This is a genomic window from Deltaproteobacteria bacterium (assembly GCA_016234845.1).
Lineage (GTDB): Bacteria > Desulfobacterota > Deferrimicrobia > Deferrimicrobiales > Deferrimicrobiaceae > JACRNP01.
The window spans coordinates 1-18333 of record JACRNP010000033.1; the positions used below are offsets into that span (position 1 = coordinate 1).

General features: G+C 69.4%; 18 protein-coding genes and 1 pseudogene. 8 read left to right on the top strand and 11 right to left on the bottom strand.

The genetic code is table 11. The features are described 5' to 3' along the window. Positions 1 to 930: NAD-dependent malic enzyme (locus tag HZB86_03185; GenBank protein MBI5904543.1), on the bottom strand; the 930-nt coding region annotated here is incomplete at its 3' end. A 66-nt stretch (positions 931 to 996) separates the two neighbouring features. On the opposite strand from HZB86_03185, the gene HZB86_03190 reads away from it, so the two are divergent. Together HZB86_03190 and HZB86_03195 are read left to right on the top strand one after the other, a co-directional pair. Then, the gene (locus HZB86_03190; protein ID MBI5904544.1) at positions 997 to 1179 is read left to right on the top strand and encodes a hypothetical protein; all 183 of its coding nucleotides are present in this window, start codon (positions 997 to 999) and stop codon (positions 1177 to 1179) included. Positions 1180 to 1215: 36 nt separating this feature from the next. Beyond that, a complete protein-coding gene (locus HZB86_03195) occupies positions 1216 to 2370 on the top strand; it encodes an inositol-3-phosphate synthase (protein ID MBI5904545.1) in 1155 nt (384 codons plus the stop codon). On the opposite strand, the gene HZB86_03200 is transcribed toward HZB86_03195, so the two are convergent. The 5 genes from HZB86_03200 to HZB86_03220 are packed head-to-tail and all read right to left on the bottom strand — an operon-like array spanning position 2297 to position 8691. Then, positions 2297 to 3475 carry a glycosyltransferase gene (locus HZB86_03200; protein MBI5904546.1) on the bottom strand — a complete coding sequence of 393 codons (1179 nt, stop codon included), beginning with the start codon at positions 3473 to 3475 and terminating at the stop codon, positions 2297 to 2299. The two genes, HZB86_03195 and HZB86_03200, sit on opposite strands and share 74 nt — an antisense overlap. Beyond that, on the bottom strand, positions 3472 to 4458 hold the full coding sequence (locus HZB86_03205; GenBank protein ID MBI5904547.1) for a GNAT family N-acetyltransferase: 987 nt from the start codon (positions 4456 to 4458) through the stop codon (positions 3472 to 3474). Before HZB86_03205 ends, HZB86_03200 begins: the two co-directional genes overlap by 4 nt. After that, positions 4455 to 6314 carry a HAMP domain-containing protein gene (locus HZB86_03210; protein ID MBI5904548.1) on the bottom strand — a complete coding sequence of 620 codons (1860 nt, stop codon included), beginning with the start codon at positions 6312 to 6314 and terminating at the stop codon, positions 4455 to 4457. The genes HZB86_03205 and HZB86_03210 overlap by 4 nt, the downstream gene beginning before the upstream one ends. Next, positions 6311 to 8041 carry a PhnD/SsuA/transferrin family substrate-binding protein gene (locus HZB86_03215; protein ID MBI5904549.1) on the bottom strand — a complete coding sequence of 577 codons (1731 nt, stop codon included), beginning with the start codon at positions 8039 to 8041 and terminating at the stop codon, positions 6311 to 6313. The genes HZB86_03210 and HZB86_03215 overlap by 4 nt, the downstream gene beginning before the upstream one ends. Next, a complete protein-coding gene (locus tag HZB86_03220) occupies positions 8038 to 8691 on the bottom strand; it encodes a hypothetical protein (GenBank protein ID MBI5904550.1) in 654 nt (217 codons plus the stop codon). Before HZB86_03220 ends, HZB86_03215 begins: the two co-directional genes overlap by 4 nt. A 189-nt stretch (positions 8692 to 8880) precedes the next feature. Here HZB86_03220 and HZB86_03225 point away from each other — a divergent pair, with 189 nt between their 5' ends. Continuing rightward, the gene (locus HZB86_03225) at positions 8881 to 10077 is read left to right on the top strand and encodes a pyridoxal phosphate-dependent aminotransferase (protein ID MBI5904551.1); all 1197 of its coding nucleotides are present in this window, start codon (positions 8881 to 8883) and stop codon (positions 10075 to 10077) included. Next, a pseudogene (locus HZB86_03230) lies at positions 10074 to 10945 on the top strand (aminotransferase class I/II-fold pyridoxal phosphate-dependent enzyme). Before HZB86_03225 ends, HZB86_03230 begins: the two are co-directional and overlap by 4 nt. Here HZB86_03230 and HZB86_03235 read toward each other — a convergent pair. The 5 genes from HZB86_03235 to HZB86_03255 form a co-directional block, all read right to left on the bottom strand. Continuing rightward, positions 10942 to 11790 carry a hypothetical protein gene (locus HZB86_03235; protein ID MBI5904552.1) on the bottom strand — a complete coding sequence of 283 codons (849 nt, stop codon included), beginning with the start codon at positions 11788 to 11790 and terminating at the stop codon, positions 10942 to 10944. The pseudogene HZB86_03230 and the gene HZB86_03235 overlap by 4 nt on opposite strands. A gap of 31 nt (positions 11791 to 11821) precedes the next feature. Further along, a complete protein-coding gene (locus HZB86_03240) occupies positions 11822 to 12190 on the bottom strand; it encodes a metallopeptidase family protein (protein ID MBI5904553.1) in 369 nt (122 codons plus the stop codon). Between the two features lie 9 nt (positions 12191 to 12199). Beyond that, positions 12200 to 13378 (bottom strand): hypothetical protein, encoded by a 1179-nt coding sequence (locus HZB86_03245; GenBank protein MBI5904554.1) that lies wholly within the window; start codon positions 13376 to 13378, stop codon positions 12200 to 12202. After that, positions 13375 to 13995: a hypothetical protein gene (locus HZB86_03250; protein ID MBI5904555.1), complete on the bottom strand. Its 621-nt coding sequence runs from the start codon at positions 13993 to 13995 to the stop codon at positions 13375 to 13377. The genes HZB86_03245 and HZB86_03250 overlap by 4 nt, the downstream gene beginning before the upstream one ends. An 86-nt stretch (positions 13996 to 14081) precedes the next feature. Then, the gene (locus tag HZB86_03255) at positions 14082 to 14285 is read right to left on the bottom strand and encodes a flagellar biosynthesis anti-sigma factor FlgM (protein MBI5904556.1); all 204 of its coding nucleotides are present in this window, start codon (positions 14283 to 14285) and stop codon (positions 14082 to 14084) included. 116 nt (positions 14286 to 14401) lie between these two features. Here HZB86_03255 and HZB86_03260 point away from each other — a divergent pair, with 116 nt between their 5' ends. The 4 genes from HZB86_03260 to HZB86_03275 all read left to right on the top strand — a co-directional run bounded on the left by HZB86_03260 (position 14402) and on the right by HZB86_03275 (position 18328). Beyond that, positions 14402 to 15799: a sigma-54-dependent Fis family transcriptional regulator gene (locus tag HZB86_03260; protein ID MBI5904557.1), complete on the top strand. Its 1398-nt coding sequence runs from the start codon at positions 14402 to 14404 to the stop codon at positions 15797 to 15799. 5 nt (positions 15800 to 15804) lie between these two features. Further along, positions 15805 to 17034, top strand: coding sequence for a response regulator (locus tag HZB86_03265; GenBank protein ID MBI5904558.1), 1230 nt, complete (start codon positions 15805 to 15807; stop codon positions 17032 to 17034). Positions 17035 to 17200: 166 nt separating this feature from the next. Continuing rightward, the gene (locus tag HZB86_03270) at positions 17201 to 17983 is read left to right on the top strand and encodes a FliA/WhiG family RNA polymerase sigma factor (protein ID MBI5904559.1); all 783 of its coding nucleotides are present in this window, start codon (positions 17201 to 17203) and stop codon (positions 17981 to 17983) included. Between the two features lie 51 nt (positions 17984 to 18034). After that, positions 18035 to 18328, top strand: coding sequence for a hypothetical protein (locus tag HZB86_03275; protein ID MBI5904560.1), 294 nt, complete (start codon positions 18035 to 18037; stop codon positions 18326 to 18328). Positions 18329 to 18333 lie beyond the last annotated feature (5 nt).

The window sequence follows — 18333 nt, forward strand, 5'->3', positions numbered from 1 at the left end:
CGGTTTACCGCCCGCCTTCGCGAAAATCTCCTGCGCCACCGGGTTGATGTCCCCCCCCAGCATCTTCCGGACGCCGTACGCCATCAGGAGCTTCGAGATGCCCATCCCGGCCGCGCCCAGGCCGACCATCCCCACCGTGTCGTTCTTCACCTGCATCCCGACGTACTTGCTGGCGTTCAGCAGCGCCGCCAGGACCACGACGGCGGTCCCGTGCTGGTCGTCGTGCATCACCGGGATGTCGAGCATCTCGCTCAGCCGGTCCTCGATCTCGAAGCACTCCGGCGCCTTGATGTCCTCGATCTTGATCGCGCCGAAGGTGGGGGCGATCGAGGCGACCGTCCGGATGATCTCCTCGGTGTCCTTGCTCTGGATGAGGATCGGGATCCCGTTGATCCCGACCAGGGCGTCGAAGAGGGCCGCCTTCCCCTCCATCACCGGCATGCCGGGGACCGCGCCGATGTCCCCCAGCCCCAGGATGGCGGTGCCGTTGGTGACGATCGCGACCGAGTTCGGGATCACCGTGTAGTCGTACGCCAGCTCCGGCTTCCGCTGGATCAGCTTGCACACCTTGGCGACGCCGGGCGTGTAGATCTTCCGGATCGTCGAGATGCTGTCGACGGGGATCCGCGACTTGACGGAGATCTTCCCGCCCCGGTGCATCTCGAGCACCGGGTCGATGATGTCGGAGATGATGACGCCCTCGACCTTGCCCAGCTCCTCGAGCACCCCCTGGAGCTGCGGCTCGCTGTCCACGAAGATCGTGACGTCCCGGGTGTTGTACTCCAGCCCGAAGCCCACGAGCTTGATGTCGCCGATGTTCCCCCCCGCGTTTCCGATGGCGGTGGCGACCTTCCCGAAGTAGCCCGGCTTGTCGAGGATCATCACGCGGACGGTCTTGACGAGCTTGTCGATCCCTTTTTCGATCTGCATGGCGCAATGATATGCTTCCGCGTTCTTCTTTGTCAAACAAGGGGGTACGGTATACAATCGCCCCCGATGATCGTCTACTGCGGCGCCTGCTCCGCGCAGAATTTCGTGTCCCCGGAGCGTCTCCAGGTCCGGGAGGCCCCGCCCCGCTGCTGGGAGTGCGGCCGGGAGCTTCCCCTCCCCGGGGGGGAGGCGGCGACGGACGGCGAAACCGATCCGAAGCCGTCGGAATCCAACGGGAGCGCGGAGTAGGCACATCCACGGACAATCGGAACGGGGGCGGTCGACATGGGAAAGATCCGGATCGCGGTGGCGGGCGTCGGGAACTGCGCCAGCGCGCTGCTCCAGGGGATCGAATTCTACAGGGACGCTCCGGTGTCGCCTCCCGGCGAATTCATCCCGGGGCTCATGAACCGCGACATCGGCGGGTACCTTCCGGGCGACATCGAGATCGTCGCCGCGTTCGACATCGACCGGCGGAAGGTCGGCCGCCCGGTGTTCGAGGCGATCTTCTCGCCGCCCAACTGCACCAAGCGCTTCGTCGACCGGATGCCGGCCGGCGGCCCGACCGTCCGGATGGGGCCGGTGCTGGACGGCGTGGCCCCGCACATGGCCGATTACCCCGACGACCGGACGTTCCTGCCGGCGCCCGAGGCCCCCTGCGACGTGGAACGGGTCCTGCGCGATTCGCGCGCCGAGATCCTGGTGAACTACCTCCCCGTCGGCTCCGAGGCGGCGACCCGCTTCTACGCGGAGGCGTGCCTTCGCGCGGGGGTAAGCCTGGTGAACTGCATCCCCGTCTTCCTCGCGTCGGACCCGGAGTGGGCCGACCGGTTCCGCCGCGCCGGGATCCCGCTGGTGGGCGACGACGTGAAGTCGCAGCTCGGGGCGACGATCGTCCACCGGGGGCTCGCCCGCCTCTTCTCCGACCGCGGCATCCGGCTGCGGAGGACGTACCAGCTGAACACCGGCGGGAACACCGACTTCCTGAACATGCTTTCCCGATCGCGGCTGGAATCGAAGAAGATCTCCAAGACGGAGGCCGTGACCAGCGCGCTGTCGCACGACATCGACGCGGACGACGTCCACATCGGCCCTTCGGACTACGTGCCGTGGCAGAAGGACAACAAGCTCTGCTTCCTTCGGATCGAGGGGGAAGGGTTCGGCGGGCTGCCGATCGAGATCGAGCTGCGGCTCTCCGTCACCGATTCGCCGAACAGCGCCGGGGTGGGGATCGACGCGATCCGCTTCTGCCGCCTCGGGAGGGACATGGGGCTGTCCGGCCCGATGCTCGCCCCCTCGGCCTACTTCATGAAGCACCCGCCGATGCAGTACGGGGACGACGCCGCCCGCCAGGAACTCGAGGAGATCATGGCCTCGTTCGAATCGTGGAAACGGAAGCGAGCAGCCGCTCCCAGGAATCCGTGCACCTCTCCCACGTGAACGGCGCCGCGACCGAGGGCCCGGCCACCGACAGCCGGGCGCGCAGCGACGGGTCCGCGAGCAGCGACAGCATCGCCCCGGAGAGCCCTTCCGGATCGTCCGGCCGGTAGGCGAGCCCGCCGCCCTCCTCGCGCACCTTCTCCCCCCAGTACGTCCCCTCCGGCACCAGCACCGGGATCCCCCCCGCCAGCGCCTCCAGGGGCACCATGCCGAACGATTCGTAGAGCGAGGGGCAGACCACGACGTCCGCGGAGGCGAAGAGGACCGGCATCCCCTCGTGGGGGACGGGGCCCAGGCCGATGACCCCGGCGGAGGGATCCGACGCCTCCCCCGCCCCGCCCGCGACCAGGAGCGTCACCTTCCCCTTCCACCGTTCCCGGACCGCCTCGAACGCCCGCATCGCGGCACCGGCGTTCTTCCCCGCGTCGTCGCGCGCGGCGAGCAGGAAGATCGCCCCCGACCCGGGGAGCCCCGCGTACGAGCGGGCGACTTCCCGCGGGATCAGGCGGCGGAAGCGCCCTTCCACCCCCGGCGGGATGACGACCCCCTTGCCGGCGAGGTCCGGAAGGATCCGGACGTTCTCCGCGAGGTCGTGCTCCGTGAAGCAGACCACGCGGTCGGCCGCCCGGGAAAGGTTCGCCTCCTCCCGCCTCCGGACGGCGGACAGCGGCGCCTCCTCCGCGCCGGCCGCCGGCGCCTTGCGCGCCTCCACGGTGTGGTAGGAAAAGACCATCGGGGCGTCGACGATCCGGCGGGCCGCCACCCCCGACATCCAGTAGTGCGCGGACACCGCGGCGGGCGCCACCCCTTCCCCCCGCAGGAGCAGCCGGGCGTTCCCGACGAAGGCGTCCACCGACTCCCACGCTCCCGCGCGCGTGGGGGGATCCGGGAAGACGCACGGGACGTGGAAGATCCGCACGCCGGGGAACGGTTCGGTGACCTCCACGGTATCCCCCGCGGCGCGCGTCAGGACGTCGGTGGAGATTCCGCGCCGGCCGAGGGTCCGGAGCAGGCCGCGAAGGAAGATGTTCATGCCCCCCGACAGCCCCTCCCCGGGCTCCTCCATCGGGCAGGTGTGGTAGGAGACGAGGAGGTGGCGCGTCAACGGGTCACCGTGATCCGGTACACCACCCGGTCCGTTCCGCCGAGGTCGTACTTGTACCGTTCCGTCCCCCGCAGGAAGTCGTACTCCGGCGCCCCCTCGGCCGCCGCGCGCTCGATGCACCGCGCGATCAGGACGAGGCCGGGGTTGGCGGCGCGCCACGACGGGTCGTACCCCGAGTTGTACAGGAGGAGCGAACCGCCGGTCCGGAACTGGAACACGGAGGCGACGTCCCCGCCGCCGCCCGAGAGGAACGCCAGTCGAAGCTCCCCCGAGGAGAGGAACCCCTCCGCCACCTCCCGGAAGAATCCCGCCATCCGGTCGTCCATGAACATCCCCTTCTTCGGATCGCTCCTCCGGTGGAGGTCGATGAAGGACGGCAGGTCCCGGCCGAGCTCTTCCGGGGTGCCGGTCACGCGGTACGCGACGCCGGGCAGCAGCTCCTCCGAGCGTCGCATCTTCCGGCGAAGCTCGTGCCGCTCCTTCTTCCCGAGCCGCCCGAGGTAATCGTCGAAGGAGCCGGAAAGGGTCACGTACGGCGCGCGGTCCATCTCCTCGACGGCGCAGGCGATCCCCATCTCCCGGCAGACGCCGGGCAGGACCGACAGCGAGGCCGCCCCCTCCACCAGCCCCGGAAGCGTGAGCGTCCCGCCGCCGATCGCCGGGAGTCCGTCTTCGAGGAACTCCCGCCAGAACGGCTCCTCCCTCCCGGGAACGACGAGGGCGTCGAGGTAATCCGCCACCTGCCCGCTCCCGAGGAACCCCCACCCCTCTCCGCGCCGGCACAGGAAAAGGAGCCCCTCGTCGGCACCGGATCCGCGCGACCACCGCGCGACCCGGACGTCGCAATCCGCGCCGAACGAACGGTGCCAGGGGACCAGGAACCGGCGGGAGAGGAACGGGGAAGGGCGGGGCTGCGCGGCCAGCAGGGAATCCCACCGGTCGGCCGGGATATCCCCGAGGGCCCCGGCGAACGCAACGGTCACGCCTTCTCCTTGCCGTCCGGCGCGGCGGAGTTCCCGTGGGAGACCGGCAGGACGACGGTGAACGTCGACCCCTTGCCGACGGCGCTCGACACGGAGATCTCCCCCCCGTGCCGCATCACGATGCTCCGGCTGACGGACAGCCCCAGCCCCGTCCCCTCGCCCACCGGCTTCGTCGTGAAGAAGGGGTCGAATATGCGGCGGAGGACCTCGGGAGGGATCCCCGAACCCGTGTCCGAGATTTCGGCCTCCAGCCGCTCCCCCGACCGCCGCGTCCGCACGAACACCACGCCGCCCCCCGGCATGGCCTGGGCCGCGTTCATGACGAGGTTCGTGAACACCTGCTGCATCTGGAGCGCGTTCCCCTGGAACGGCGGGAGGGCCGGGGAGTACTCCGTCCGGAACGTCACGTTTCCCTGGCGGAGCTGGTTCTCGAGGAAGGCGAGCGTCTCCCCGACCAGGTCGTTCAGCGACTGCAGCGAGAACTCCTCCGTGGGCTGGCGGGCGAACTTCAGCATGTCGAGGATGATGTCCCTGCACCGCCGCGTCAACCCGCAGATGTTGTCGAAGTAGCCGCGCATCCGGGCCAGCTCCTGGGGCGTGAAGCTCCCGGGGTCCCGGTCTCGGAACAGCTCGATGCCCAGCTCGGAGTACCCCATCATCCCGCTCAGCGGGTTGTTCAGCTCGTGCGCGATCCCGGCGGCCACCTGCCCCATCGCGGCGAGCCTCTCCACCTCGATCATCCGGAGGTGCACCTCCTCGAGCTCGCGCTTCTTCTCCTCGACCCGGGTCTCGAGCAGCCGGTTCCAGTCGGAGATCTCCCGCATCGCGTTGTCCATGGAGACGCTCATCCGGTTGAACGTGCCGGACAGCACCGCCACCTCGTCGTCGCCGCGCACCGGCACCGTCTCCCCGTACCGCCCCTCCGCGATCGCGGAGGCGGCGCGGGTCAGCTCCCGAAGGGGGCGGACGACCCGGGAGACGAGGAAGAGGAAGATGCACACCAGCGCGACCGTGATCGAGGCGCCGATGCCGGCCACCGCGATGGTCGCGTTCCGCAGCGCGTTCCGTTCGTTCAGCCGGGAGCGCGACAGCGCAAGCGCCACCGTCTGCCCGTCGAAGGTGCGCAGCGGGACGGCGACCACCGCCTGCGGCTCCGGATTGCATTCGAAGGTGAAGTAGATCGGGCGCCCCTCCTCCATCCGGCGCCACTGCTCCGCGGAGCTCATGACCTGCCGCAGGCACGCGGTGCAGCCGAAACAGGACGACGAGGTGGCCAGCATGTCCCCCCGCTGCAGAAGGGTCACCTCCCCGCCGATGGCGCGGCTCTCCTTCCGAAGGAACTCCCGCCCGAGCGGGAGGGTCGCCGTGACGACCCGGCGGTCCTTCTCGATCCCCCCGACCGGCGAGGCGGCCACCAGGTGGACGCGGCCCGCCCCGCCCTTCACCAGGACGTAATCCACCGTCGGCATTCCCGCGAACCCCCGCTGGAGCACCGTCGCCTGGAGCTCCCGGGAATCCCCGGCGGCGACCGACTCGAGCCGGATCCCGCGGAGACGGGTCTCCTCGACCAGCGTGACCTGGAACATGGCGCTCCCGCGGTCGGCCGCGTTCTGCTCGGAACGCTCCGCCTGCGCCCCGAGCTCCGCGAAGAGGGACGCCTCCCGGCGGTTCCGCTCGAGCGAGTCCGCCATCCGGTCCTGCATGTTGAGGAGGCTGTCGCGGGTGCCCTTCTCCAGGTCGCGCCGGACGAACTCCCGGATCACCACGGAGACCGCGATCGTGACCACGACGAGAAGGAAAGCGAAGAGTCCCGCGATGCGGGCGCCGAGCGTCCGGGGAAACCGAAGCGGGATCATCCACCGCCGTCCAGGCGGTACCCGACCTTCCGGGCGAGACCGTACATGCCCGCGTAGTCCTGGTCCGACGTCGGAACCATCCGGTCGGCCCCGAGGCTCCGGAGGGCGTCCAACCCCCCCGGGATCTCATGGAGGGAAAGGAGGATCCTTCGGAGGCTGGCGCGGTCCGTCTCCCCGAGGTGCTGGGAGACGACCAGCGCGTTCTCCGGAAACGTCGTGGAGAACGACAGCACGGTGAACGCTTTCCGGAGCGCGGGGCGGGACGCCGCCATCCGGTCGAGCACCAGGTCCTTCACCGCCGCGACGTCCGCCTCGCCGGAGAGGAGAAGCTCCACCGCCGTCTCGTGCGAGGACGCCCTGACCGTCCTGCCGAAGTAACCGGGCCACTCCCCCCCCGCTTCGGACACCTTGGACTTCGCGAACAGCTCCCCCGCCGAGGTGTTCGGGACGTACGCGAGACGTTTTCCGCGCAGATCCGCGAAGGCGGCGATGCGGTCGGCCTTCCGCACCAGGATCAGGCCGTGGTACATCGACTTCCCCTGCTTTTCGGGGCGGGCCAGCGGGATGACACCGGCCCTCTGGCGCAGCTTTCCGTACATCAGGCTGCCGACGAAGGCGGCGTCGATCCTCCCCTCGTGGAACTCCTCGATCACCTGGTCGTAGGAGGACAGGTGCATGAGCCGGGTGCGGACCCCCATGCCGTCGGCGATCCGCTGGAGCACCCCGGAATACCGGTTCTCCTGCGTGATCGCCCCGAGCTCCGGCACGACGGCGAGAGTGAAGGTCCCGGCGAGGACCGACTTCTTCCCGGCGGGGAGGAAGATCCCCTCCTGCTTCCGGCAGTGGCACGCCGCCATGGATAGCCCCTTGGCGGACGGCGTCAAACCGAGTGTGGCCAGCTCGTGTCCGCCCTCCGGAGTGAGGAAGAACCCCGCCAGCTCCTTGACCGTCTCGGGGGCGTCCTTCCGGAACATGATCCCGTACTCCACGCGCGCCGGGTATCCGTTGCCCGGGGCGGAAGGCGCCAGCGCGGGCATCCCGTCCACCGCGACGAGCACGCCCGGAATCTGCTCGACCGTGAGCCGGGACAGCGGGCCGAACCCGAAATACCCGGGAAGCCTCCGCATGGCCTGAATGGCGAGTTCGCTCGTCTCCGCCACCACCGCGTGACCCGCCGGGGGGAACTTTCCGCCGAAGAGCGCCTTCCCCAGGGAGACCCGCGTCACGGATGTCGGGGGGCGGTCCACGACGTTGATGTGCCCCGCCTTCCCGCCCACCTCCCTCCAGTCGTCGATCTCCCCGGACAGGATCCTGCGGATCTGCGAGGACGTGAGGGAGCGCACGCCCGCGTCGGGGGAAGCGATGAAGGCGATGGCGTCGTGCGCGAACGGCACGTAGCTCAGGTTCTTCCCCGCCGCCTCCGCCGGGATCCCGCCGGATGTCACCCCGATGTCGACGGACCCGGAGAGGAGCAGCTCCGGGATGTTCCTCGACTGCGTCTCGAACAGATCGAGCCGGATCCGTTTCCGCGACGCGTACGCGTCCGCCACCTTGCGGAAGAACGGGGCGGCTTCGTCCGAGGAGGCGATCTTGACGGGGGGATCTCCGGACGGGATGGGGGATTCGAGGATCTCGACCTTGTGCTTCCGGGAGTCGCACCCCGCGGCGAAGAGAACCGCGGCGAGCAGCAGCGCCCAGGCGGCGGACCGACGGCCGGGACCGGTCATCGGGAGGTTCCGCCCCCCCCCTTGTCCACCGCGGACGGGGCGGGGATCACGCGCCCCTCGAGAAGCCGCCGGGCGGCTTCCTCCGCCGCCGAGTTCGCGGCCGACAACAGCGCTTCCCGCAGGTCGTCCGGCGTGGGGAACATGTCCGTCAAGGTGGTGCCGCTGGTGACCGTGCTCTCCCAGGACGGGGGCACGCCCGGGCCGGAGGCGGTGATCACCAGGGTGACGGTGGCCTCCGTCAGGACGTTCAGGACGCCGCTCCGACGGGCGTTCACCTCGAACCGGCGGACCGATCCCGAGATCCGGACCGGGACGTCCGCGGGCGCGGGAGCGTCCGCCGGTACGCGGACCGCCGGTGAACCGCCGTCGGTCAGCGCGCCGGCCACGAGGTCCGCCATCGCCTTGCCGGGCTCCCCCTTCCAGACGATCTGCCGAACCCGGTCGTAGTCGCGGCCGATGACGCCGGGAGAGTCCGAGGCGTAGGAGAAATCGGCGACCGCGGCGACCGGCGCCCCCGCGGGAGGGCCCCCGGGCCGGGGCGGGCGGGAAAGCTCGCCGGGGACGTGGAGCTTGTTCCCCGGCGCGCAGGCGGCGAGGAACAGGAGCGGGACCAGGACGGTAAAGGATCCACGGAAGGTGCGCGTCACCATCTACCCCCACGAAGCGGTTGAAGTCGGCTGGGACGTCCGTCCGCTGTCCCGACCACTTTATTCCATGAGCGGAAAGGATTCAACCGCCGGATGGCGCCCGATTTCCGGGCCTTGCGGCGACGCCGGAAAGTGGCGTATCGTGTTCCGTCGTCACCATCGGCCTGTCGCGCCGCGATCGGGGGACCGGGAATGCCCGTTGCGCCGGAGATCCGCGAGGCGATCCGGAACGGATCGTGGATCCGGAAGATGTTCGAGGAAGGGGCGGTGCTCAAAGGAAGGCTCGGGGCGGAGAACGTCTTCGACTTCACCCTGGGGAACCCGTACGGGGATCCGCCGGCGGCGCTGGCGGCGGAGCTCGCCCGGCTGGCCTCGAATCCGCCGCCGGGCCTCCACAAATACATGCCCAACGCCGGATTCCCGGAGGTGCGCCGCGCGGCGGCGGAATCGCTGTCCGGCGCGACGGGCCTGCCGTTCCGGGAAGAGCTGGTCGTCATGAGCGTCGGGGCCGCGGGAGCGCTGAACGTGGCCCTGCGCGCCCTCCTCTCCCCCGGCGACGAGGTCGTGATCCTGGCCCCCTATTTCGTCGAATACAATTTCTACATCCGCAACGCGGGGGGGGTCCCGGTCACGGCGGAGACCGATTCGCGGTTCCAGCTCGACCTCGATTCGATCGGGCGGTCGCTTTCGCCGAAGACCCGCGCGATCCTCCTCAACACGCCGAACAATCCCACCGGCGCGGTCTACCCGGGGGACGACCTTGCCGCGCTCGACGGGGTGCTGGCGGCGGCGGAGAAACGGTTCGGGACCACGATCTACGCGATCTCCGACGAGCCGTACCGGAAGATCGTCTTCGAGGGAACGCGTTTCGTCCCGCCCGCGGCCTCGCTCCGGAACGCCCTCGTGGCGTACTCCCACTCCAAGGACCTGAACCTGCCCGGCGAGAGGATCGGATACCTCGCCGTGTCCCCCCGCGCGGCGGACGCCGCCGAGGTGGCGGAGGCGTGCGTCTTCTGCAACCGGGTGCTCGGATTCGTGAACGCGCCGGCGATCCTGCAGCGCGCCGTGGCGAAGTTCCAGGAGCTGCCGGCCGACGTCTCGGTGTACCGGGAGAACCGGAACGTGCTCCTCGACGCGCTCTCCCGGGCGGGAATCGACGTCGTGCCGCCCGGCGGCGCGTTCTATCTTTTCCCGAAGTCCCCGCTTCCGGACGAGATGGCGTTCGTCGCCGCCGCGCGGGAAGAGGGGATCCTCGTGGTGCCGGGAGCCGGCTTCGGCCGGAGCGGCCACTTCCGGGTCGCGTACTGCCTGTCGCCGGACGCCGTGCGCCGCTCGGTTCCCGCCTGGCTGCGGCTCGGGGAGAAGATCCGGGCTCGGGGGAAGGGATGAGCGTCACGTTCCGGCGCAACATCGCGCGGATGGAAGGGTACGTCCCCGGGGAACAGCCGCGGGAGCCGGGCGTGATCAAGCTGAACACGAACGAGAACCCGTACCCGCCGTCTCCGCAGGTCCGGAAGGCGATCCTCGCGGAACTGGGAGATCCCCTGCGGCTCGACCCGGACCCCGAGGCGACCGCCCTGCGGCGGCAGGCCGCGATGACGTACGGATTCGACCTTTCGCGGATCGTCGCGGGGAACGGTTCGGACGACCTGCTGGCCATGATCGCGAAGGTGTTCCTCGGGGAGGGGGACGCGCGGCGCTCGCCAAAGCCGTACCCGGGGTTCTCGTGATCGACGAGGCGTACGCGGACTTCTCCGACGCGAACGCCCTCTCCCTCGCCCGGGAGATGGAGAACGTGATCGTGCTGCGGACGTTCTCGAAGTCGTTCTCCCTCGCGGGACTGCGGATCGGCCTGGGATTCGCCCACCCGCGGATCGTGGAGGGGCTGAACAAGGTACGGGATTCCTACAACCTGAACCGCCTGTCGATCGCGGCGGGGGCGGCCGCGCTCGCGGACATCGAGTGGATGGAGCGGAACGCCGCGAAGGTCCGGAGGACGCGGGAAGCGTTGATCGCCGGGCTCCCCGGAACGGGGTTCCTCCCGTTCCCGTCCCGGAGCAACTTCGTGCTGGCGCGACGCGCCGGCGGGGGATCGGCACGTCCCGTCTACGACGCCCTGAAGCGCCGCGGGATCCTGGTCCGCCACTTCGACACCCCGCGGCTCGACGGGTGCCTCCGGATCTCGGTCGGGACCGACGAGGAGGTCGGGGCGTTGCTTGCGGCGATGAAGGCGATCCGCGCGAGGCGCCCCGGTTAGAGCGTCACCTCCCAGTTCCCCCCGCCTTCCCGGTTTCTCCACCCCGCCTCGTTCGCTCCGGACTTCCTCCGGGAGAGTTGCTGGAAACAGTACTCCACGCCGCCTCCGGACGGACCGAACACGTACCCTTCGAAAATCCCCGGCCGCTTCGCCTCCATCGCCGTCACGTTGGAAGCCCGCCAGGAGGAATCGCCCCACACGAGACGCGCCGACACGATCTCCCCCTCCGGGTCCCGCAGGACGACGCGCGCGCAGGCGATCTTGTCCGCCCGCAATTCGCCGCCTTCGGACAGATGGTACAGGTAATACGGCATGGGGCGCCCCTTGAGCACCGAGAGCGACTCGGGGACCCAGACGACCGGCGCGGGACCGTTCCCCGCGTCGACCGAGGCCCTGCACAGGGAGGGCGACGGCTTCTTCCGCATCGCGCCGAAGCCGTACCGGAACACGCCGCCCGCCCGTTCCCCTTCCGCGAGGGGCAGGACCATCCGGAAATATCCCCTGCCCGGCGCCGGGCGGAGATTCCCCTCCCCGTCCTCGGGGATCCGAAAGAGGTCGGGAAGCACGTCGTCGGATGGAACGGCGACTTCGAAGAACGGCGAGCACCGCTCCTCCCCTCCCCGGACCACGGAAAACCGGTACCGCACGACGAACCGTCCGGTGCCTCCCGGTTCGGGAACCCGGATGCACGCTTCCCTCCTTCCGGGCCTTCCGGCCGGCGCGACGACGAGGGTCGTCCGCTCCGCCGTCCCCGCGGCCCCGCCCTCCGGGGCGACTTCCGCGTGCAGGTAAACGATCTCCGGGCGTTCGGCGCCGTCGTGGAATTCCCGTCTCAGAAGGAACATCCCGAACCTCCCTTCGTCTTGTGGCGAGGCTTCACCTGTATCCGAGCCGGGAGAGCTCCTCCTCGTCCATCCCGAAGTAGTGGCCGATCTCGTGCAGCAGCGTGATCCGGATCTCCCGGGCCAGCTCATCCCTTCCCGGGAAATCCTCCTCGAGCGGCCCCCGGTAGAGCGAGATCTTGTCCGGAAGGTTCCCGGAGTCCTGGAACGACCGCTCCGGCAGCGGCACGCCGTGGTAGAAGCCGTACAACGTTTCGTCCGGCGGCACGCCCAGCTCGTCGAGGAGCCAGTCGGGAGGCCACTCCTCCACGACGACGGCGACGTTGGCCAGGGCGTCGCGGAAGACGGGAGGCAGCTCGGCGAGCGCCTTCCGCAACGCCCGGTCGAAATCGCCACGGCCCACGTTCCCCTCCTACTTCCTGCGGACGACCATCCCCGGCTTGACGCGGGAGATCTGCTCCGGAGGAAGGGGCGCCGAGACCGAGACGCCCTCCGTGTCCCGCACGGATGCGACGGCCACGGGGATCTCCCCCTTCCCGTCCTCCGGGTCGATGTGGAAGACGTCGCCCGGCCTCGCGAAGGGAGGGACGAACGAGAGGGCCGTTTCCGCCCCCGAAACGTACACCACGCTTCCCGTGTTCACGAAGGCGTCCAGCAGCACCCGGTCCGTGATGAAGGGGGTCCGGTACATCCTCATCCGCACGTACTTCTGCGCCTCGGCCCCGATCCCCTGGTGGGTGAGGTACACCGCGGTGTCCACGGCGATCGGGGAAAGGGTGACGGACGGGACGAATCCGCTCCTCGCGGCGTCGTCGATTCCCGGGGGGGGGACGATCTCGCGCACCGTGGCGGGGGAGTCGTAGACGAAGTCGACCTCCGATTCCCCCACCCCGTACTGCTGCGTGAGGATCCGGTGGATCTCCCAGTACACGACTTCCTTCGCCTGCGCCGTCGGGTCGACCCTCGCCGCCGGCGATCCGCCGCCGAACGGGTTGAACCCGATCTCCACGCGCACGGGAGATTCGAACGGGTTGACCTCGAGGTTCCCGCCGTTGATCCGCAGGATCTCCCTTGCGAGCACGGTCCCGACCCGGTGGAACCTCTCGAGCTTGTTCAAGGTGATGCGGGAGCTCACCTTCACCGACGGGTCGCCGCCCTCCGTCAAGGCGCTCCCCAGCTCCCGCCGCAGGCGGTTCTGCTCCTGGTGGACCCGGTACAGCCGGCGGTTCAGCGCTTCCCCGGTTCGCGGAACGCGCCAGTCGACCCAGGCGATCCAGTCGGCCTCGGCGATCGCCGCGAGATCCGCGTCGGCAAGCGGTTCGGAGTAGCTGATGTCGTCGTATGCCGCCGAAACCTTCACCGCGCGGGCCTCTCCCGTCTTCCGGTTCCGGAGCCGCACCTCCTTCTCCCCGCCGAGATCGAACGAGGAAAGGGAGAAGACGAGCTTCCCGGCGGCCTTCCGGAGGATCCGGCCTTCCACCCGGACGGCGAGGTCGTCCGCGAAGGCCCACGGCGCGGCAAAAAACGGCAGGAGGAGGGCGACGATCGGACCGATCCCGGTCGAACCGCGGCCCCGCCGACCCGGCGTCATCCCCGGCCCCGCATGGCGGAGAAGAAGGCGGACCATTCCTCGAGGTTGGGAGTCACCTCCCGGTCGAGGAGTTCCGCCATCCGGCGCCAGTCCTCCTCCTTCTGCGCCGCTAGGAGCCGCTGCAGGATGTCCGCGGTGGAGCCGGGCGGACCGGGAAGCTCCTCCTTTTCCCCGTCGGCAGCGACCGGGAGGGGAAACGCCCCGCTCCGGACGCCGTTGAAGACCGCGCCGGCGAGCTGGAAGAACGTGCCGAGGGATTCGATGCAGGAGACGTAGAGGGATTTCGCCGACGGGACGTCGCCGGAGCGGAGGGAAGAGGAAACCTCCTTCGCGTCCCGCCGGATCGCCGCGGAGAGATCGAGGGCGCCGTCGAGCGCCTCCCGGAGGAGCGCCGCCGGCGTGGTGGTCTGCACGCGGACCAGGCCGAGCTCCGCCGCGGGGCGCGAGGACATCTCCCGCTCTTCCCGGGTGGAGATCTCCCGCCCGTCCACCTCGATCCGGTGGGCCACCCGACCCCGGGCCGCCGCCAATCTGCCGGCCTCCGCGACGACGGCGCCGAGGGTTTCAGGCGTTGAGGCGTCCAGGCGGACCTCGTTCCCGTCGATCACCAACCGCATGGGTGGAAGATACGCCATCGGCGCGAGAAGAGGCAACAGATTTGTGCGTCGCGGAGCCGGATCCCGCCGCGCCGGCGGGACGGCGGTCAGCGGGGGCGTTCCCGGAGCTCGCGGACGGCGTCGGACACCATCTTTTCGGCGACCTGGCGGCCGTCGACCCGGTAGCTCCCTTCGCGGAGCGCGACCCGGATCTCCTCGATCCGGCGCAGACGGACCGGGGAGAGGATCTCCACCGCCCGCCCCGCTTCGGCGAACAGCGCCCCCCACCCCCGGTTGTCGGATGCCTTCACAACGCCCCCTCCTGTTCCCCCGCGCCGTGGCGGCGGCGACGCCGCCCACACTGGTGTTATCGACCGCACCGGCGGGAAACTTTACCCGGGGACCGGCTTTGGGTACACTTGACGCGATGAGAAAAACGCTGCTGATCGCCGAGGACGACGAGACGACCCTCGGCCTGCTCCGCTCCGTGTTCCGTCGTCCCGACCTCCTGGTCCACGAGGTGCGGACCGGAACGGAAGCCCTCCAGGCGATCGACCAGCAGCCGGTCGACGTCATCCTGACCGACCTCAAGATGCCGGGGCCCGACGGGCTCGCCGTGCTGGCGCACGCCCGGAAGGTGCGCCCCGGGGCGGAGGTCATCCTGATGACCGGCCACGCGACGGTGGAGTCCGCCGTGAGCGCGATGAAGATGGGGGCCTTCCACTACATCACCAAGCCGTTCAGCGTCGACGAGGTGGTCCACCTCGTGGAGCGCGTCCTGGAGCTCACGAGCGTGCGGAAGGAGAACGCGAATCTCCGGTCGCAGGCGCGGGGGCGGTACGGGCTGGAGAACATCATCGGCGTGAGCGAGCCGATCCAGGAAGTCCTCTCCCTCGTGCGGAAGGTCGCCGACACCGACTCGACCGTGCTGATCACCGGGGAGAGCGGCACCGGGAAGGAGCTCGTCGCGCGGGCCGTCCACTACCTCGCCCCCCGGGCCGACCGGATGCTCGTGCCGATCAACTGCTCCGCCATCCCGGGAGAGCTCCTCGAGAGCGAGCTGTTCGGCCACGTCAAGGGGGCGTTCACCGGGGCCCACGCCGCGCGGGCGGGAAAGTTCGAGGCGGCCCACAACGGGACGATCTTCCTGGACGAGATCGGGGAGATGAGCCCGAACCTGCAGACCAAGCTCCTCCGGGTGCTGCAGGAGAAGTCGGTCACCCCCGTGGGCGGCAACCGGGCCGTCCCGGTGGACGCCCGCGTCATCGCCGCCACCAACAAGGACCTCGACGAGGAGGTCTCCGAGGGACGCTTCCGGTCCGACCTGTTCTACCGCCTGAACGTGATCCCGATCCGGATCCCCCCGCTGCGCGAGCGCCGGGACGACATCCCCGTGCTCGTGTCCCACTTCATCGCGCGGTACGACCGGGAGAAGGGACGCGCCCTCGAGGGGATCCGTCCGGACGCCCTCGAGGCGCTGCTCCGGTACCCCTGGCCGGGGAACGTCCGGGAGCTCGAGAACCTGGTCGAGCGGGTCGTGGTCCTGAAAGGGAGCGGGTGGATCGAGGCGTCGGACATCCCCGGGAAGATCCTCCGCGCCGACGGGTTCCTGAAATCCGCCATCCCGGTCCTGGGCGACAGCGGCCTCGACATGAAGAGCGCCACGGAGGATTTCGAGAACGCGCTCATCCGGCAGGCGCTGCATCTCGCCGGAGGGAACAAGAACCGCGCGGCCACCCTGCTGGGCCTCAAGCGAACGACCTTCGTCGAGATGCTGAAGCGGAAGAACCTCGACGCCGCGGAAGCCCCCGGCCCCTCGAGCTGACCCCATTGGACCCCGATCTCGTCGCTTCCCTCCGATCCCGGATCGAGGAGCTGTCCTCCCGCCTCCGCCACACGGAGGAGCAGCTCGCCCAGGCCCAGAAGATGGAGGTCATCGGCCGGCTGACCGGAGGGATCGCCCACGACTTCAACAACCTCCTGACCGGAATCCTCGGGTACGCCTCCCTCCTGAAGACCGTCATCCCGGAGGACGGCGAGGGGTACGGCGCTGCCGCCTACATCGAGCGTTCGGCCCGCCGCGCCTCGGAGCTGACCCGGCAGCTGCTCGCCTATTCGCGCCGGGAGTCCCCGAAGTTCCGGTCCCTCGACATCCACCGGGTCATCGGGGAGGCGATCGAGATCCTGTCGCGTTCCGTCAACAAGAACGTGGAGCTCCGCACCGACTTCGACGCTCCGCCCGAGCCGGTCCTCGGGGACCCGGGAACCCTGGTGCAGGCCATGTTGAACCTCGGCGTGAACGCGAACGACGCCATGCCTTCCGGGGGGCTGCTGGCGTTTTCGACCGGTTCGTTCCACTCGGACGGGAACGTCTACTTCAACGACGTCCTGGTTCCCGAGGGCCGGTACGTGTCGATCCTCGTCTCCGACACCGGGTGCGGGATCCCCGAGTCGATCCGGATGCAGGTGTTCGCGCCGTTCTTCACGACGAAGGCGCCGGGTGAGGGGACCGGGCTCGGCCTCTCGATGGTCTACACGTGCGTCCGGTCCCACGGGGGATTCCTCCGCATGGAGAGCCGGGAGCGGGTCGGCACCACCTTCCAGATCCTCCTCCCGGTCTCGGAGGATTCGGATCGGCAGGAGGAGCCCTCCCTCCCTTCGGCCAGCGCGCCGATGGGCCGGGAGACGGTCCTCGTCATCGACGACGAGGACATACCGCTCCACCTCCTCTGCGACCTGCTACGGTCCCTCGGATACACGCCGCTGCCCGCCCCCTCCGGGGAGGAGGGAATCGAGATCCTCCGCTCCGCCCCGGAGAAGGTGGACCTCGTGATCCTCGACAAGATCATGCCGGGGATGGACGGGATCGAGACGATGCGCCGGCTCCGCGAGATCCGTCCGGGCCTCCGTTCGATCCTCTGCTCGGGATACACCGCGGAGGGGACGGCCGCCGGCCGGGCGTCGCACGAGTTCGACGACTACCTTCAGAAGCCTTACGAGAGGGGAACCCTGGCCCGGAAGGTCCGCTCGATTCTCGACGCCAAACCGTCAAGGATTTGACGGCCTTAACGGTCCTTTGACGGAAATTCTTCCTCCTGTTCCACCCGCTAAACAAAAAAGCACTAAATATCGATAAGTTGTACTTCGGCCTTTCATGGCACGACGCTTGCCATATTGTACGGGCAGCAGGCTATCCCCCAGCCCCTGACAAGCGAGGAAAAACGCCATGATGCGAGGCCAGGCAGTGCTATCCCACGGCAGAACGAAGCCCCGCAAGGCATCCCCTCCCCGGAAGGCCCGGAAACCCAGCCGTGAAACGGTCGTGGAGGAGTTTCTCCCCGGCATCCGCATCCACGCGATGCGGATGAAGCTGCGCCTGCCCCCGCACATCGAGACCGACGACCTCGTGAGTTCCGGCGTGGTCGGCCTCCTCGACGCGCTGGACCGGTACGACGCCTCCAGGGGGATCAAGTTCAAGACCTACGCCGAGTTCCGCATCCGCGGGGCGATGCTCGACTACCTGCGGGAGATGGACTGGTTCCCGCGGTCGGCCCGGCAGCACTCCTCCCGGCTGCAGTACGCCTACAACCGGCTCGAGAACATCCTCGGCCGCCCTCCGGAGGAGGAAGAGGTGGCGCAGGAGCTCGGCATCACGATCGACGACCTGCGGAAGCAGCTGGCCATGTTCACCGGGATGACGGTGTTCTCCCTCGACGCGATCCAGGACGAGGACGAGGAAGGGGGCGCGGGGCTGCGGCACGTGCTGGCCGACGCGGCGATGGACGAGACGCGCGAGGCGGAGCTCACGATGGAGCTCAAGGACCTCCTCGGGAAGGCGATCGACATGCTCCCCGAGCGGGAGAAGCAGCTGATCGCGCTCTACTACCACGAGGACCTGACGCTGCGGGAGATCAGCCGGATCTTCAACCTCGGCGAGCCCCGGATCTGCCAGCTCCACTCGCAGGCGGTCCTTCGGCTGAAGGGGAAGCTTGCCCGGCACTTCAAGTAGGCGTTCCGTGATACGATGGGCGAATTCCCGGGTTTTCCGAGGGGTTCGCCCTTGCAGCTCTCCAAGCGGATCGCGATCCAGGGACTGAGCGTCTCGATCGCCGTCTTCACCGGCATCACGGCCTACGGCCTCATCGGCTACCTGCAGGGGGGGCTGGACTCGGCCATCGCGGCCCCCCCGCGGACCACCCTCCTCTTCGCCGCCGCCATCGTCGTGTCGATCGCCGGAATCTGCTGGTTCGGGGCGCAGCTCGATCGCCGGAAGGCCGAGGAGCGGGTTGCCGAGGCGCGTCAGCAGGCCGAGGAAGCCGCGAGAAAAGGAAAGCGGAAGCCCGCCAAGGGGTAGGCGCC